The following is a 15,903-nucleotide window of genomic DNA, read 5'->3' on the forward strand; positions in this document are numbered from 1 at the left end:
GCGCGTGCTTCAGCACGGCCGTCCCCTGTGAGCCGCGGGCCGGGCCGTCAGTACGGCAAACCCTCCGAGGCGGCTCGCGGCGCGGCCATGGCCCGCTCAACACTCCCGGGGCCGCAGCGGCTTTCCCGTCGCCTCCGTCGCCCGGTCGCGCTGATCGCTCTCCAGACCCTGGGGCGACAGGCTCGCGTACGTCGCGAACACCAGCATCGGCCCGTTGCCGGCCCACGGCGCCAACTGCGTGGGTTTCGTCGTGCACCGGACGCCGAGGGCTTCGAGCAGCGAGTCGGAACCGAGACCGCACACCGCGACCACCAGGCCGTCGTGCCCCACCGCCCGCCAAGCCCCGACCGTCTGCGTGAACAGCTCCAGAGTCGGCACCAGGACGCCGACCAGGCCGCCGCGCGGAAGCATCCGCAGCCATGATCATCTTGCCCGAGCCGGTCGCCATCCGGACCTGCCCGCGCCTGCCCCGGGAAAGCAGTGAACCGTCCACGGGAAAGGAATAGGGCCTCGACGATCGCACCGACAGCCTCCGCCTGATGCGTCCGGAGGGTGATGCCCCGCACATTCACCACGCCCATCCCCTCACGCCGTCCGCCCCCTCACGCGGATCCATGATGAATGCGGTGTGATTCTCCAGGCCCGGACATCAGACCATAGCGATCTCCGTGCTCTCGTCGTCCCGCGACGCCACGTGCGACGTACGTCCAGCACCTGCGCAATGGACGTCCAATTCTTGTACGGTGACGGTGTGAGGGAGAACAGTGTGGAAGCGCTCCTCGAAGAGGCCCGTCTGACGGCGGCCCTCCCGTCGCCTGCCGAGCGGCAGCGGCTGCGTGAAGCGGCCGGACTGTCCCGAGCACAGGTCGCGTCGGCGGTCGGTGTCGGACGCTCCACCGTCGCCAACTGGGAGACCGGGGTCTCCGACCCACAGCCGCCCGCCCGCCTTCCGTACCTGCGCCTGCTGAAGGGCCTCGTCGAGATCTACCCGGCCGCCCCCGCGCCCGCTGCCACGGCCACCCCCGCGCCCGCTGCCACGGCCACCCCCACGCCCGCTGTTGTCGCGGACCCCGAACCGACGGTGCCGGTGCCCGCATTCGCCGGTCACGACACGCTGCGCGGCCCGGACGGGCACGCCGTCGAGGGCGAGCCGGGCCCCTGTGTCCGCTGCGGGGTGACCACCACGTTCCGGTCCACCGACGGCCACCCGCGGCACGCCGGGGCCTTCTGCGTGCCCGCCGCCGCCCCGAACGCCGCCCAGGCCACCACCGCCCCGGCCGAAACCGTCCCCGCCCCGGCCGCGGCCCCGCTCGTACCAGGCGCCCCGAACGTCCCCGCCCCGGCAGCCGCCTCGCCCTCCCCGGCACCGGTCCCGACCCGGCCGCAGCGTCGAGCCCGGTCGGCCGCCCGCGCGCAGGCCGAGACGACCGCGCTCATCAGCCGCGCCGTCCAGGAGGAGGCCGAACGTTCCGGGGGCGACGAGGAAGCCGCGCTCAAGTCTCTGATCAAGCGGGCGATCCCGGACGTGGTGCACCTGTTCAACGACGCCTCGCCGGGCCCGACCACGGCCTCACCGAGGCGCCCGTGATCCGCGGGTCGTGGACGTCCGGTGCGACGGAGAACTTCCTCGACGCCCTGCGCAAGACGCTCGGGGCCGCCCGCGAGGATGCCATCGCCGAGGACGCCTTGACGCCGAGCGCGGCCTCGCCGCCCGCCTTCGCTACCTCACCACCACCGACGCCGGCTACGAGGCCATGGTCCGCGCAGGCGTCCACGTCTCCCCCGCCTCCTCATCGCCTGGCTCGCCGAGGAGCGCACCCCCGACCACGTCAACCGCACCCGCCTGGACGCGGCCTACCGGGACCTGCGCCGACGCAACGTCGCCACCGACCTCGAGCACCGGCTCGACAACAACGGCCGCGGCACCCGCGTCGAGATCAACCCCGTCGACCAGACCGCGGTGGAGCGCAAGTACCGACGCGACCTGGCCAGCCGCAGCGTCGACGTCCGCGGCGTCCGGGAAAGTGCTGTCGACGCCTGGCCCGACGGCAACACCCAGGAGCTCGAAGCCATCTGGGACCGGATCATCGAAGACCTCGGCTCCGACTACGACGGCTGCAGCAACGTCTCCTCCATCGGCTGGGCCGCCTGACCCGGCCCTCCGCACACGAACGTGGGGGAGTCCTACCGGAAGGCACACGAACATGACTGGGCAACGCGACCGCTGGGCGGAACTGACCGGTGGAAAGGCTGGGGAGGAATACGCTCGGCGGTTCGCCCGGCTCGCCGCATCGGGCCACGACATCCACGGCGAGGCCGCCTTCTGCGACACGCTGCTGGAGCCCGCCGCGCGGGTGCTCGACGCCGGCTGCGGCACCGGCCGGATCGCGATCCGGCTCGCCGAGCTGGGCCACCACTGCACCGGCGTGGATGTCGACACCTCGATGCTCAACGTCGCACGCCGCGAGGCGCCCACCCAGGAGTGGCTCCTCGGCGACCTGTCCCGACTGGACGCCCTCGGTCTGGAACCCGGCTTCGACCTGGCGCTCGCCGCCGGGAACGTCATCCCCCTGCTGGCCCCCGGCACCGGGCCGGCCGTCGTCGGGCACCTGGCAGCAGCACTGCGCCCCGGCGGTCTGCTGGTCACGGGCATGGGACTGGACGCGGCACACCTGCCCCTGCCGGAACCGCCCATGACGCTCACCGAGTTCGACGACTGGTGCACCCGTGCCGGACTGATCCTGCGGCAGCGTTACGCGACCTGGAGCGGCGACGCCTACCAGCAGGGCTGCGGCTACGCCGTGAGTGTGCACTCCCGCCCCGCCGCATGAGCCCGCGCCACATGAAGCCTGCGGCCCACCCGCCGCCCCCTCCATCACGTCTGCCTCTTCCTCACGCCCCGGAGCCACCTCCATGCCACGCGTCCTCCTCGTCGAAGACGACCACTCCGTACGCGAGGGCGTCGAGCTGGGGCTGCGCCGGCGCGGGCACGAGGTCCTCGCCACCGCCACCGGCGAGACCGGCCTGGAGGCGCTGCGCACCTTCCGCCCCGATCTCCTGCTGCTCGACCTGATGCTGCCCGCCATGAACGGCGTCCAGGTCTGCCTCCGCGTACGCGAGACCAGCCAGCTGCCGATCATCATGCTGACCGCGCTCGGCGACGGCCTGGACATCGTCGTCGGCCTGGACGCGGGCGCGGACGACTACATCGTCAAGCCCGCCCGTACCGAAGTCATCGAGGCGCGTATACGTGCCGTACTGCGCCGCATGGAGAGACCGGCCGACGCGAGACCCGCCGTCGAACACCACGGCGAACTCGACATCGACCGCGCCGGCCACACCATCCTGAAGTCGGGCGAGCCGGTCGCCCTCGCGCCCTCCGAACTGAAACTGCTGCTGCACCTGTCCGCGACGCCCCATCAGGTCTTCAGCCGGCAGCACCTCCTGGAGGCCGTCTGGGAGCACACGTACCACAGCGACGTCCGACTGGTGGACGCCTGCGTGCGCCGACTGCGCATCAAGATCGAAGACCCCACCCGCACCCCGCGATACATCCAGACCCTGCGAGGCTTCGGCTACCGCTTCGGCCCGCTGTGAGGGGGCCCGCGGCGACCGCCGCGTTCGGGCTGCGCACCCGCCTCGTCCTCGCGTTCCTGCTGGTGGCCGCCGTCAGCGCCGTCACGACCGCCGCACTGACCTACCGGGAGGCCCGCAGCGCGGTCCTCGAACGTGCGCAGGACACCGCCGTCGTCTCCTTCCGCGAGGAGGCCGAACGGTTCGTCCCCAGCCTGCCCCTGGACCCCGAATCCCTCCGGTGGCACCTCTACGACATCGCGGCCCGCTCCAAACCCCATCCGTGGATCGTCTTCGCCGAATACGGCTCGCTCCGCGTCTCCTCGGGTGACCGGCCCGCCTCCGGGGTGCTGACCGCGCAACTGCGCCGCACCACGCTCACCTCGCCGCACGGCAGCTTCCAACGGGTCGTCAAGGACGGGCGTGCCTACCTGACGATCGGGATGCCGGTGATGACCCGGGTCGTCGCCGGCGGCGACGCGGTGCCCAGCGGTCTCGTCCTCTACGCCGTGATGCCCATGACGAACGAGGAGGTGGACATCGACGCACTGGTGACCGCCGCCCGCGACGGCGCGCTGCCGGGGCTGGCCGTGGCCCTCGTGCCCGCCCTGCTCGCCGCCCGCAGCGTGCTGCGCCCCGTCCGCGAACTGCGCCGTGCCGCGCACTCCATGGGCGGCGGGCAGCTCGACACCCGCATCCCCGTACACGGCCGGGACGAAATGGCCGACCTGGCCAGGACGTTCAACGAGTCGGCCGCTCGCCTCGAACACTCCGTACAGGAGCTGCGGGACGCCGGCGGGCGGGCCCGGCGCTTCGCCTCGGACGTCTCGCACGAGCTGCGCACCCCGCTCGCCGGGATGCTCGCGGTCACGGACGTGCTGGACGAGGACGCCGGGACGCTCGACCCGGACACCGCGCGAGCGGTCCGCCTGATCAGCGCCGAGACCGGCAAACTGGCCGTGCTGGTGGAGGACCTGATGGAGATCTCCCGCTTCGACGCCCGCGCGGTGGAGCTCAACGCCGACGAGGTGGACGCGGCCGAGGCCGTGCGCCGCACCCTGTCCGGCAGGCAGTGGCAGGGCCGGGTCCGCGCGGAGTTGCCCGACGGCCTCCGTATCCGTCTCGACCCGCGCCGCTTCGACGTCATCGTCGCCAACCTCGTCGGCAACGCCCTGCGCCACGGCGCCGAACCGGTCACCGTACGGCTCTCGGCACACGGAGGCGCGCTGATCACCGAGGTGCACGACAGCGGCCCCGGGATCGCCCCGGACGCGCTGCCGCACATCTTCGACCGCTTCTACAAGGCGGACGCCGCACGGTCCCGCTCGTCCGGCAGCGGCCTCGGACTCGCGATCACCGAGGAGAACGTACGGCTGCACGGCGGCACGGTCCACGCGGAGAACACCCCCGGCGGCGGCGCGCGATTCACGGTGCGCCTGCCCTTCGACGGGCCCGCGGTCGGGAACAGCACGCCGGGCGGCGCGGCTCCCGCCCACGACGCCGAGCCGGCGGACCGGTGCGACCGGACGGAGGCCACCGCATGAGGAAACCGACGTTCCGCAGGCGCCCGGCGGGCGGGCTCACTGCCCTCCTGGTGCTCGCCGGGGGACCGCTCGCCGGTTGCGGCATCCAGGAGACGGCAGTGATCGAGGCGGGCCGGCCGGTCGTCGCCGATCTGCTTCCCCCGCGTGAGGGACGCGTCCTGTTGTTCTTCTTCTCTCCCGACGACCAACTGCTGCCGGTGCCCCGGATCGTCGACGATCCCTGGCAGAGGGCAGGCGCGGGCGCCGACGGGCCGCCCACGGCGGAGGAGGGGACGACGAGCGAGTCCTTGCCGCTCGCGGCCGTCAACGGCCTGCTCGCCGGACCGGACAAGGCCGAACGACGGGCCGGGCTGCGCAACGCCCCCTCCCTGCCGCGCGCGGCGAACGCCGCGGACCGGGTCGTGGTGGACGGCTCAACCGTCGAGGTCGGGCTGCGCCTGCGGGTGACGAGGCTGGCCGCCCCCGCCCGCGATCAGCTCGTCTGCACGGCCGCGTACGCGGCGCATGCGCGGGGGGCCGTGGCCGTCAGCCTGGTCGGGCTGGACGGGCGCCTCGCCCCGGCCGACTGCCCCGTTCGCCCGGTCCCGGCACCGGCACGCTGAGCCCGGACGGGAGGGAGCAGCCGACCCGCACACATTGGCAGCGGCCCGCCGGAACGCACGCAGAGGCAGCGGCCCCCCCGGAAGAGCGTTTCCGCGGGGCCCCCTCCCCTCCCCCCCCCCCGCCGGGGTCCCCCCCGCCCCGGCCCCCCCCGACCCGGGCCCCGGACGGGGTCGTGAGACCCGTCCCCGCCGCCGCCGCGCCCTCCACCACGACGGGGAACGTCTGCGTGCCGCCCGCCGGAACGGTGGAGTCCAGCGCGAGCCGCGGCAGGAAACGCACCGTGGATACCGGCAGCGTCGTAGGGGCTTGCGTGCGGGCCGAGGTGAAGGTCCACGAGGCGTCGATCCGCGTCCCGGCGCGGTGAACCGCAGGGTTCCGGTTGACCGTGGTCGCCACCTTGTACGTCGCGGACTCCGGCGGCAGCGCGAAGAACCGCTCGTCGACGGCCGCGTCCTCCTTCGCGTACAGCACGCCGTCGCGGTGGATGGTGGTGCTCGCACTCGCGTACCGGGCGAAGCCGGGATGGCCCGGCCCGTCACTGACCAGCATCAGCGAGCCGTAGATGTCGTCGCCGTCGCGGACGATCCCGTCGCCCGCGTTCATCTTCGGCCCCATCACACCGACGTGGAAGTTCTCCGTGTGCGTCGTCCCCGGCTCGAACCGCCGCGTCCCGTCGAGGGAGTAGACCGCATCGATCTGCCGGTCGCCCGCCGGGCCCTTCTCGCCCAGCACACCCGCCAGGATGTTCCAGACCGCCCCGTCGTCCGTGGACAGATACACCTTCCGGGTCTCCTCCAGGGAATGCACCGAGAAGACCGGGTCGACACCTCCGTAGGCCAGTTCGCCGTACGCCTTGACGATGCCGTCGAGGCCGGGAACGGACGACCCGATCCCCACCTTCACCAGGGCCATGTTCTCGGTCGTATAGGTCTTGCCGTAGCCGGTCGCCAGCTCCGGAACCAGGCTGCCGGCGAGCGCGTTGTACTCGGTGGCGCCCTGCTTCCAGTGCGCCGACCACTGCTGGTAGAGGGAGCCGTCGGTCACCCGGGGACCCTGGTACGCGGTACGGACGTTGTCGAAGCTCGTGAAGTCGCTCCACAAAGTGATGCCCGTGTCGGGCGTGTTCAGGGAGTACATCATCCCCGCGCGCGTCGGCGTGGCCGTCGCGTCCGGCACCTTGAACGACACCGGCCGCGTGGTCCGGGCGTCGAGGGCGACCGTGGTGGGGCCCGTCACAGAGAACTGCGGGTTGTTGATCAGGTCGGCGCCCTTCTCCGGGGCCGCGGGGTCGACCAGCATGTCCGCCGACAGGTTGTAGGTGCCGCGCGGCAGCCGCACCGTGGCCGAACCGGACGACAGGTCCGGGAAGAACCGCAGGCCCGACGCGGAGCCGCCGTGCCCCTTTAGATCGGCCTGCCAGCCGGTGCTGGGCGCGCCGTCCCGTCCGGTGGTGTTGAAGGTGACCTCGTACGACTCCGCCTCGCGCTCCACCGCTGCGGCCGTGCGGACGTTCCGGCCGCCCCCGGACGCGACGACGGTGGCCGAGTAGGAGCCGTCGACCGTACCACCGAGGCGGGTGTCGGCCGTCAGGTCCACGGCGGCGGTGCCGCCCGCAGGGACCGTGACCCGCTGTGCTCCGAGGGTGAAGAACCCGGCGGGGGCAGGCTGACCGTCCGCGCCGGTGGGCGCCGCCAGCGACAGATCCAGCGTCACATCGGCGGTGCCGTCGTTCCGGTACGTCACCTGCTCGGTGACGGGGGAGTCGTCGGCATGGGGCCACTGCTGGGTGCCCAGGGAGACCGACACCGGCTCGGCGACGACCGTCTGGTCGATCGCCCTGTCGACGGCGAGCCGGCCCGCGCCCTGCTGGAACACCGAGTGGGAGCCGCCCTCGGCCGAGCCCGTCAGCGCGGCCTTGATCCGTGCGCCCGTCCAGGTGGGGTTCTTCTGTTTGAGGATCGCTGCGGCGCCCGCGACGTGCGGAGTCGCCATCGATGTACCGCTCAGGCTCTGGTAACCGGGCGGGTCCTGCCCCTCGACACCCGCCGCGGCGGCCGCCGTGATGGACGTGCCCGGAGCGGTGATGTCGGGCTTGACGGCCTTGTCACCGGTGCGGGGGCCGACGCTGGAGAAGTCGGCGATCCGGTCGTCGTCGTCGACCGCACCGACGGTCAGGGCCGCCTCGGCGCTGCCCGGCGACGCGACGGTGCCCTGGCCGGGACCGTTGTTGCCCGCGGCTATCGTGAACAGCACGCCCTTCTCCGCGGAGACCTTGTTGACCTGGGCTTCCATCGGGTCGATGCCGGGGGTGTCGAGGCCGCCCAGGCTCATGCTGATGACGTCGGCGCCCTGGGCGACCGCCCAGTCGACCCCCGCGATGATGCCGGAGTCGTCACCGACGCCCTGGTCGTCCAGCACCTTGGCATTGATCAGCTGAGCTCCGGGGGCCACGCCCTTGAACCGGGCGTCCTTCGCCCCGGTGCCGGCCGCTGTGGACGCCACATGTGTGCCGTGCCCGGAACGGTCCTTGGCATCCGGGGACGCGCTGAAGTTGCGCTCCGCGGCCACCCGGCCCGCCAGGTCCGGATGGGTTGCGTCGATGCCCGTGTCCACGACGGCGATCTTCACACCGGTGCCGTCGAACGACCGGGCCCAGGCCGCCGGGGCGCCGATCCGGCCGGTGCTGCGGTCGAGCGACGCCTTGCGCACACCGTCCAGCCAGATCCGCGCGATGCCGGACGTGGTGGCCGCCGAACCGTCGCGCCGCTGACGCGTCAGGGCGCCCCACAGCGCGCCCTTGCCGTCGGTGGCGGCGGCAGTGGTGACGGCGTCGGCGTCGAGGGCCGACAGGGTCCGGCGGACGGTGGTGCCGTCGGCGGACCGCACTTCGGCGCGGGCGGACGCGGCCGCCGCCCCCCGGTAGCCGACGATCACCTTGAGGCCGGCCCGGTGTGCCTTGAGACTTTCCGGCTCGGTGAGGGCGGTGATGTCGAACAGCCGCCGGTCCAGGCTGCCGTCGGCTATCAACTGCCGTGCGTCACGCGGCACCACATGGGTGCGGCCGTCGTGGATCTCGGTGAAGAAGGGAATGTCCTCACGGCCCCGGACCCGCTGAATCCCACCGACCCGGCCCTTGGCGTCCACGAGGACCCGGTCGCCGGTGATCAGGGTGATGGTGTGCACGGTCCCGCCGGCTGCTTCTAAAACCTTGGCGGTGACCGGGGGCGCCGTGTCCGGGCCGCCGGTCCTCCCCGACGCCGGGCCGGTCATGCCCATCGTCACGGCGACGGCGGCCGCCGCGACGGCGTAGGCCTTCATTGATCGTTTACGCAAGATAGTCCCTGCTCAGGAGTGAATCGGGCGGGCGAAGGCCCGGCCGCTCGGGACGTGTTCGGATACGTGCACGCCCCGGATTTCTGAAGTATGCAGAGGCCGCTCGAACGCACTCAATGATCGTTGTGTAACAGCCGTTCGGCATGATCAGGCTTACTCGGCAGGGGCCTACGACGCGGTTGAGCAGCGCGTGCGCAGCGGCCCGTGCGGCTCACGCACTGCTCAACCGGACGGCGTGACCGAGGACCGGGCGCCGAACCACTGCTCCGCGCCGAACTCCTCGAACCGCTCCACCTCGATGAACCCCAGCGTCGCCGCGAGGCGCATCGCGCGGACGTTGGCGGTCTGCGTACAGAGCACCACCGGCTCACCGGGAACCGCTCCGGCGAACCAGCCGAGTGCGGCGGCGCACGCCTCGGCGGCGTACCCGCGTCCCCACGCGTCGGGCAGGAACAGGTAGCCGAGCTCAACCTCCCCGGCGTCCGCACGGATGTGGCCCGGACGGTCCGCGTCGCGCCGGTCGAGCGTGACCATGCCGATCATCGCCCCGTCGAGCTCCGTCACGAAGAGACCGGGGCGCCGACCGGGCACGTCGGGCACCGAACGCTCGAGATCATCACGTGTCCGGGGGCCACCGAGGTAGGCGCCCACCTGCGGCGATGCGAACAGCTCGACGAACGCCGCACGGTCCCGGGCCTCGGACGCGCGGAGCACGAGCCGTTCGGTCCGGATCGGGGCGGGCGGCCAGGCGGCGAGACCGAGTTCAGCCATGCCGGGCAGCGTATCGCGCCGGCTTCGCACGGTTCCCCCGAGATCGTGATCCTGGGGTGAGCGGCGCCACCGGATACGGGCGGTACCTCATGCCCTGCCGTGGGAGACCCGCGAACGCCGGGCAGGGCGGGAGCGTTCAGGGACGTCCGCGTAACCGCGCGCGAGCCCCCCACGCGGTCCGGGCCGTCGCCAACTCGGCCCGGTACCGCTCGTATCCGTCCTCGTACAGCGCCCGTACGCCCTCCCGCGGACCGACCACCTGATGGCGTCCCGGCGGCGCCTCGTACCCGGGGGACAGCGAGGACCTGGCGACGGACACCACACCGAGCGCCCCGACCTGTTCCTCCAGCGGAACACGGACGGGCCGGCCGAGGACGTCGGCGATCAGCCGGGCCCACATCACCGACCGCGTGCCGCCGCCGCACAGGGCGAGCGTGCCGCTCAGCCCGGCCGTGTCCAGGCAGTGCCGGGCCGCGTACCCGATGGCCTCGCAGACGGCCCGGACGGCGTCCGCCCGGCCCGTCGCCAGGCTGAGCCCGTCGAGCCTGCCCTGGGCGGACGGCTCGACGAACGGGGCCCGCTCGCCCGCCTCGGACAGGAAGGGGAAGGCGTGGACGCCCCGGGCGCCGGGCGGGCTGTCGGAGAGCAGGGCGTCGACGTCGGCCGTGGTCGCGCCGACGAGGGCGAGCACCCACTCCAGCGCCGCCGTCCCCACCATGGCGGGCATGGCCCGCAGCCACCGGCCGGGGTCGGGCGTGCACAGCCACATACCGGCGGGCTCGGCGAGCGGATCGAGATCGACGCGGTCGGTCAGCACCTGGCTCGCCAGGGTCGTGCCGAGGATGAGGACCCCGTCCCCCACCTCACGCACCCCGCTGCCGATCGCGCAGGCCGGCAGATCGTACGGCCCAGCCACCACCGGCAACCCCTCGGGCAGCCCCAACAGCCCGGCACCGCGACCGTCCAGCCCGAGCACCGTCCCGGGAGGGGCCGGAAGCGGCAGCAGCCCCGCCCGGTCCTCGACACCGCAGGCCGCCAGGGCCTGGGGCGCGTATCGGCGGGTACGCGGGTCGAGGAACGGCAACGTCGCGTCGGAGGCGTCGAGACACACCCGGCCCGTCAGGCGCTGGGCGACCGCGTCGACGCAGTACCCCGCGACGGCGGCCCGGTCCAGCGACTCCGGCTCGTGTTCCTGGAGCCAGTTCAGCAGCGGGCCGTGGCACCCGGGGAACATTCCGGAACCGGTGTGCGAGTAGGCCGTGCTGATCGTGCCGTCCCCCAGCCAACCGGTCACCAGATCCGAGGCCCGCGCGTCCATCCAGGAGATGGCGGGCCGCACCGGACGGCCCTCGGAGTCCCGCAGCCACAGACCGTCCCCCTGGCCGGTGAGCGCCACGGCGTCCGGCGCACGGCCGATCGCGGCGACGACCTCGCGGACGACATCGACGACGCCGACCACGACGTCGTCGAGATCCTGCTCGACCCGCCCGCCCTGCAGCATGTCCAGGTGCGAGCGCCCACTCGCGGAAGCCAGGGCACTGCCGGTCCCGTCGAACGCCACGGCCTTGGTGACCGACGTCCCGATGTCCACGCCGATGATGGTGCTCACGCCTGGTGCCTCCTGTACGAGCCGATGGGTTCCCGGGCGCCGCCGGCCGTCAGGTCCGCCCGGCTGCCAGGACGTCCCGATTCGCGAGGTGCGACAGCTCCTCCCCCCGCAGGAAGCGGCCGACCTCGGCAGCGGTGATGGACGCCGCACGGTGTGCCGTCTGCCGGGTCGCGCCCGCGACATGAGGGGTGGTGATCACGTTCGGCACGTCCCGCAGGGCCCAGTCGGCGGGGATCGGCTCGATGTCGTACACGTCCAGGGCCAGCGCCCCGAGACGGCCGCTGCGCAGCAGCTCCGGCAGCGGCGCGTGGTCGAGCAGTCCGCCCCGGGCGGAGTTCACCAGGACCGCGCCGTGCGGTAGCAGCCCGAGGCGTCGGGAGTCGAGCAGACGGTGGGTCTCCTCTGTCAGACGGGCATGCAGGCTCACCACCGAACTCCGCCTCAGGAGGACGTCCAGCTCGACGAGTTCGACCCCGTCCGCCTCCACCTCGGCAGGATCGGCGTACGGGTCGGCCGCGAGCACCTGAGCGCCGAAGGCGCGCATCACCCGAGCCACGATGCGGCCGATGGCGCCGTAGCCGACCAGTCCGACCGTGGCCCCGCCGAGCTCACCGCCGCTCTCCTCGTACGCGTACAGATCGCCCCGCCACACGCCCCGCTTCAACTCCGCGTCGGCGGTGCCGATACGCCGCATCGCGGCGAGCATCAGCCCCACGGCGAACTCCGCGGCGGCAGGCGCGTTGCGGCCGGGGGCGAAGCTGACCCTGACTCCGTGACGGGTGGCGGCCGCCAGGTCCACATTCACCGGCCCGCCCCGCGAAACGCTGACGAGACGCAGTGCGGGCGTTGCGGCGAACACCCGCTCGGTGAACGGGGCCATCTGCGTCACACAGGCGGACGCCCCGGCCAGCGCCTCGACGAGTTCCTCCTCCGTGCCGCTCGCCTCGTGGACCTCCGCGACCGGCCCGAAGGGCTCGTGGGGCCAAGGGAGGGTCAACTCCGCGAACTCCGGAAGCTCTCCGCCCGTGCGGGACAGCTCCTGACTCACTGCCGCGCGAATCAACGAGGGACGGACGAAGTGGTCGCCTGCGGCGAGGATGCGCATGACGTCGGATTCCTTCTGCGAGGGAGCCGGGGATTGCGTGGCGAGCAGGCCGGAGCGTGATCCGAGCCGCGACGGGCCGGACCTGAGCTGTGAAATTTCTGTTAAATTTAACAGCGCATGCGTGAACTGGCAATGCGCCGGGCCGCAGACGGCCCCACCCAACCGGCTCCACCCACACTCGGCCTCGACCTCTCCACCTCGACGTGAAGGGCGGTCTCCATGACCTCTCGTCTCTTGCTGGTACGGCACGGCGAGACCGAGTGGCACGCGGAGAACCGGTACGCCGGTGTCACCGACGTGGCCCTCACACCCCGAGGCATGGCCCAGGCAGCCGACCTCGGATCCTGGGCCGCCCGCACCGGCGTGGACGCGGTCGCCTGCTCCCCGCTCAGCCGCGCCCGCCTGACGGCGAGCCCCGCGGCGGTGGCGCTGGGCCTGGCGGTGGACGTCCAGGAGGGCCTGCGGGAGGTGGACTTCGGACGGGGCGAGGGCCGGACCATCGAGGAGATGGCCGAGGAAGACCCCGAAGCCGTACGGAGGTTCCGCGAGGACGCCGACGCCGGCGCCTTCCCCGGCTCGGAGCCGGTCGCCCGCGCCGCGGCCCGGGCGAGCGGGGCCCTGCGCGACCTCGCGCACCGCCACCAGGGAGGCAGGGTCCTCGTCGTCGCCCACAACACCCTGCTGCGCATCGCCCTGTGCGAACTCCTCGGACTGCCCCTCGGGCACTACCGGCGGATCTTCCCGCGCCTGGACAACGGAGCCGTCACGGAGATCGAGATCCGGGGCACGGAGACGTCGCTGCGCTCGCTCAACGTACCCACCACCGCGCCCCCCGCCCCCGCGCCCGGCCCGATCCCTGCGGGAGACTGACCCCCATGACCAAGAGATCCGCCGAAGAACGCCGACGGCTCATCGCCGACCACGTCGTGGAGCAGGGCACGGCCACGGGCGCCGCTCTCGCCCAGCTGACGGGCGTGAGCCTGATGACCGTCCACCGCGACCTCGACGACCTCGCCCGGCAAGGGGTCCTGCGACGCTTCCGCGGTGGCGCGTCCGCCCTGCCGTCCACGGTGTTCGAGTCGAGCCTCGACTACCGGCTCGGCGTAAACACGGCGGAGAAGAACGCCGTCGCGCGCGCCGCCGCCGAGCTGGTGGAGCCCGGCATGTCGGTGATGCTCGACGATTCCACCACCGTGCTGGTCATGGCCGGCCTGCTGGTCGACCTCGCCCCGCTCACCGTGGTCACCAACGCCCGCCGGGTGCTCGACGTCTTCACCGGGTGCGAGGGCATCCGTCTGATCGCGCTGGGCGGCGAGTACTCACGCACCCACGACTCCTTCCTCGGAATGCCCTGCGTCGAGGCGGTGGAGGCGCTCTCCGTCGACCTCGTCGCCGTCTCCACGTCGGCCCTCGACGCCAGGACGGCCTACCACCAGGAGCAGGACGTGGTGCTGGTCAAACGGGCGATGCTGACGTCGGCGGGGACGAAGGTGATGCTCATGGACCACACCAAGCTCGCCCGGACCGCGCTGCACCGGGTGGGGCCCGTCGCCGACCTGGACCATCTCGTCGTGGACGACCAAGTGGACGCCGAACTGCTCGGCAAACTCCGCGAACGGACCACGGTCACCGTGGCGGCCGTCGCACGGTGAGATGGCCGATCGCAGCATGATGGAAAGAATGTTGATTTCACAAAGAACCAACCACCCGGCTGGGCCACCAGCCCCCCGCTGAACAGATGCGAACAGCCAGTGGACAGGTGAGGCCCGCCGGACGCCGACGCCGGGGAAGGACGCATTCCGCCATGAGCAGAGAATCCCGCCGAACCACCCGCCACGCTCCGGCCGTGATCGGCATCGACGTGGCAACCGCGTCCGTCCGCGTGCTGTGCGTGGACGAGCAGGGGCGTGTGCTCGCCGAGGCGCGGAGCGATCTGCCGCTCCCCGTACGCACCGCCGCGGGGACGAGCGAGCAGGACGCCCGCTCGTGGTGGCCCGCCGTACGGTCAGCGCTCCGCCGCACCACCGACGCACTGCCCCGGGGCGGCCGCGAGGTCGTCGCGGTGGCCGTGTCCGCCACATCCGGAACCATCGTGCCGACCGGGGTCGACGCCGAACCGCTCGGCCCGGCCTTGATGTACGACGACCGGCGAGCCGCCGACGTCAACGCGGAGGCCCAGCGGGCGGGCAGCGCCCGGTGGGCCGCGCTCGGCCTGTCCGTGGGGCCGACCGCGGCGCTGGGCCGGGCCGTCTGGTGCTTGCGGACGTACGGCTCCGCCCTGCGCCAGGTCCTGCACACACCCGACGTCGTCGGGCGCGAGCTGACGGGTCACCCGGTCGCAACGGACTGGAGCCACGCGCTCAAGTCCGGTTATGACGCCCGTGCTTCGGAGTGGGCGCACGAGGTGTTCGAGACCTTCGACCTCCCGCTCGCGCTGCTACCCGACGTAAGTGCCCCCGGCACGGAGGCCGGTGTCGTCGGCCGGAAAGCGGCCGAGGCGACGGGACTGCCCGAAGGGTGCTCCGTACGCCTCGGGATGACGGACGGCTGCGCGGGCCAGATCGCCACCGGGGCGGTCGAGCCGGGCCGGTTCGTCGGCGTGCTCGGCACCACATACGTCCTCAAGGGGGTCTCCGCCGACCTGGTTCGCGATCCGACCGGGGCGTTCTACAGCCATCGCCACCCCGGCGGCTGGTGGCTCCCCGGCGGGGCGTCCAACACCGGAGCAGAGTGTTTGGCTCAGGCTGGTGCGTCCCGTCTGCCGGAGCTGGACGCAGCCGCGGCGGCCCGGGGCCCGGCGTCGTACGTGCGTTACCCCCTGTGCCGCGACGGCGAACGGTTCCCCTTCGTCTCCGGCACGGCGCGCGGCTTCGAGCTGGGCCGTCCCGGCGACGAGGTGGACTCCCACCGGGCCGCACTCGAAGGAGTCGCTTTCGTCGAACGCCTGGCTCTGGACCGGGTCGAGCGTCTCGGCGTCCCGGTGCTGGGCCCTCTGTACGCGGCCGGCGGGGGCAGTCGCAGCGCTGTGTGGACGGCGATCCGGGCCACCGTCCTGGACCGCCCGGTCCGGGTGGCCGGGCGGGCGGAGACGGCCTTCGGAGCCGCGCTCCTCGCGGCGACGGGCACGCTCCACGAGGACCTCGCGGCGAGCGCCGCCGCGATGGTGCGCCCAGGCGCCCTCGTCGAGCCCGTGCCGGAGGAACGCCCCGCCCTGGACGACGCCTACGGCCACTTCGTGGCGGCGCTGCGCGAGCGGGGCTGGCTCCCCGATTCCTAATAGAGATGTCAAGCTGCCAGTGTGACGGGCGGTATTGGGCTGTAGCACCTTCCGTCACGCAGGAGTGCCCACAGAACGTTGACCCGGC

The 15,903-nt window shown here is 72.8% G+C and carries 14 protein-coding genes; 9 read left to right on the top strand and 5 right to left on the bottom strand.

Going from position 1 to position 15,903, the window contains the following annotated elements:
- Positions 1-96: 96 nt before the first annotated feature.
- Positions 97-411 carry a hypothetical protein gene (locus IG90_RS45325; protein ID WP_030592003.1) on the bottom strand — a complete coding sequence of 105 codons (315 nt, stop codon included), beginning with the start codon at positions 409-411 and terminating at the stop codon, positions 97-99.
- A 340-nt stretch (positions 412-751) separates the two neighbouring features.
- Here IG90_RS45325 and IG90_RS46245 point away from each other — a divergent pair, with 340 nt between their 5' ends.
- From IG90_RS46245 to IG90_RS0131195, 6 genes are all read left to right on the top strand, one after another.
- Entirely contained in the window at positions 752-1,588 is an 837-nt protein-coding gene (locus IG90_RS46245) for a helix-turn-helix domain-containing protein (RefSeq protein WP_233436133.1), read from the top strand.
- Between the two features lie 372 nt (positions 1,589-1,960).
- Positions 1,961-2,152, top strand: a complete 192-nt coding sequence (locus IG90_RS46950; protein WP_324604317.1) for a hypothetical protein — start codon at positions 1,961-1,963, stop codon at positions 2,150-2,152.
- Positions 2,153-2,204: 52 nt separating this feature from the next.
- Complete coding sequence (locus IG90_RS0131180; RefSeq protein WP_030592009.1) at positions 2,205-2,831, top strand: class I SAM-dependent methyltransferase; 627 nt, start codon at positions 2,205-2,207, stop codon at positions 2,829-2,831.
- 82 nt (positions 2,832-2,913) lie between these two features.
- Entirely contained in the window at positions 2,914-3,597 is a 684-nt protein-coding gene (locus IG90_RS0131185) for a response regulator transcription factor (RefSeq protein ID WP_030592011.1), read from the top strand.
- Positions 3,594-5,117 carry a sensor histidine kinase gene (locus tag IG90_RS0131190; RefSeq protein WP_030592014.1) on the top strand — a complete coding sequence of 508 codons (1,524 nt, stop codon included), beginning with the start codon at positions 3,594-3,596 and terminating at the stop codon, positions 5,115-5,117. Before IG90_RS0131185 ends, IG90_RS0131190 begins: the two co-directional genes overlap by 4 nt.
- Positions 5,114-5,719, top strand: a complete 606-nt coding sequence (locus IG90_RS0131195) for a hypothetical protein (RefSeq protein ID WP_030592017.1) — start codon at positions 5,114-5,116, stop codon at positions 5,717-5,719. Before IG90_RS0131190 ends, IG90_RS0131195 begins: the two co-directional genes overlap by 4 nt.
- Here the strand turns inward: IG90_RS0131195 and IG90_RS0131200 are convergent.
- The 4 genes from IG90_RS0131200 to IG90_RS0131215 form a co-directional block, all read right to left on the bottom strand.
- Positions 5,643-9,053 carry a S8 family peptidase gene (locus tag IG90_RS0131200; RefSeq protein ID WP_245170732.1) on the bottom strand — a complete coding sequence of 1,137 codons (3,411 nt, stop codon included), beginning with the start codon at positions 9,051-9,053 and terminating at the stop codon, positions 5,643-5,645. The two genes, IG90_RS0131195 and IG90_RS0131200, sit on opposite strands and share 77 nt — an antisense overlap.
- 222 nt (positions 9,054-9,275) lie before the next feature.
- On the bottom strand, positions 9,276-9,824 hold the full coding sequence (locus IG90_RS0131205) for a GNAT family N-acetyltransferase (protein WP_030592023.1): 549 nt from the start codon (positions 9,822-9,824) through the stop codon (positions 9,276-9,278).
- A 136-nt stretch (positions 9,825-9,960) separates the two neighbouring features.
- Positions 9,961-11,433, bottom strand: a complete 1,473-nt coding sequence (locus IG90_RS0131210) for an FGGY-family carbohydrate kinase (RefSeq protein WP_030592026.1) — start codon at positions 11,431-11,433, stop codon at positions 9,961-9,963.
- A 49-nt stretch (positions 11,434-11,482) separates the two neighbouring features.
- On the bottom strand, positions 11,483-12,538 hold the full coding sequence (locus IG90_RS0131215) for a 2-hydroxyacid dehydrogenase (RefSeq protein ID WP_030592028.1): 1,056 nt from the start codon (positions 12,536-12,538) through the stop codon (positions 11,483-11,485).
- A 219-nt stretch (positions 12,539-12,757) separates the two neighbouring features.
- Here IG90_RS0131215 and IG90_RS0131220 point away from each other — a divergent pair, with 219 nt between their 5' ends.
- The 3 genes from IG90_RS0131220 (at position 12,758) to IG90_RS0131230 (ending at position 15,815) form a co-directional block, all read left to right on the top strand.
- Positions 12,758-13,408, top strand: a complete 651-nt coding sequence (locus IG90_RS0131220) for a histidine phosphatase family protein (RefSeq protein WP_030592030.1) — start codon at positions 12,758-12,760, stop codon at positions 13,406-13,408.
- 5 nt (positions 13,409-13,413) lie between these two features.
- Complete coding sequence (locus IG90_RS0131225) at positions 13,414-14,190, top strand: DeoR/GlpR family DNA-binding transcription regulator (RefSeq protein ID WP_030592033.1); 777 nt, start codon at positions 13,414-13,416, stop codon at positions 14,188-14,190.
- 152 nt (positions 14,191-14,342) lie between these two features.
- The gene (locus tag IG90_RS0131230) at positions 14,343-15,815 is read left to right on the top strand and encodes an FGGY-family carbohydrate kinase (RefSeq protein ID WP_030592035.1); all 1,473 of its coding nucleotides are present in this window, start codon (positions 14,343-14,345) and stop codon (positions 15,813-15,815) included.
- The last annotated feature ends 88 nt before the right edge of the window (positions 15,816-15,903 follow it).

It is taken from the genome of Streptomyces anulatus (genome assembly GCF_000721175.1).
GTDB classification, from domain to species: Bacteria; Actinomycetota; Actinomycetes; order Streptomycetales; family Streptomycetaceae; genus Streptomyces; species Streptomyces anulatus_C.

Bases quoted from the DNA above. Each gene is read 5' to 3' on its own strand.
- IG90_RS0131220 (WP_030592030.1), top strand. From the start codon at position 12,758: ATGACCTCTCGTCTCTTGCTGGTACGGCACGGCGAGACCGAGTGGCAC.
- IG90_RS0131230 (WP_030592035.1), top strand. From the start codon at position 14,343: ATGAGCAGAGAATCCCGCCGAACCACCCGCCACGCTCCGGCCGTGATC.
- IG90_RS0131185 (WP_030592011.1), top strand. From the start codon at position 2,914: ATGCCACGCGTCCTCCTCGTCGAAGACGACCACTCCGTACGCGAGGGC.
- IG90_RS0131195 (WP_030592017.1), top strand. From the start codon at position 5,114: ATGAGGAAACCGACGTTCCGCAGGCGCCCGGCGGGCGGGCTCACTGCC.
- IG90_RS0131180 (WP_030592009.1), top strand. From the start codon at position 2,205: ATGACTGGGCAACGCGACCGCTGGGCGGAACTGACCGGTGGAAAGGCT.
- IG90_RS0131225 (WP_030592033.1), top strand. From the start codon at position 13,414: ATGACCAAGAGATCCGCCGAAGAACGCCGACGGCTCATCGCCGACCAC.
- IG90_RS45325 (WP_030592003.1), bottom strand. From the start codon at position 411: ATGCTTCCGCGCGGCGGCCTGGTCGGCGTCCTGGTGCCGACTCTGGAG.
- IG90_RS0131205 (WP_030592023.1), bottom strand. From the start codon at position 9,824: ATGGCTGAACTCGGTCTCGCCGCCTGGCCGCCCGCCCCGATCCGGACC.
- IG90_RS0131215 (WP_030592028.1), bottom strand. From the start codon at position 12,538: ATGCGCATCCTCGCCGCAGGCGACCACTTCGTCCGTCCCTCGTTGATT.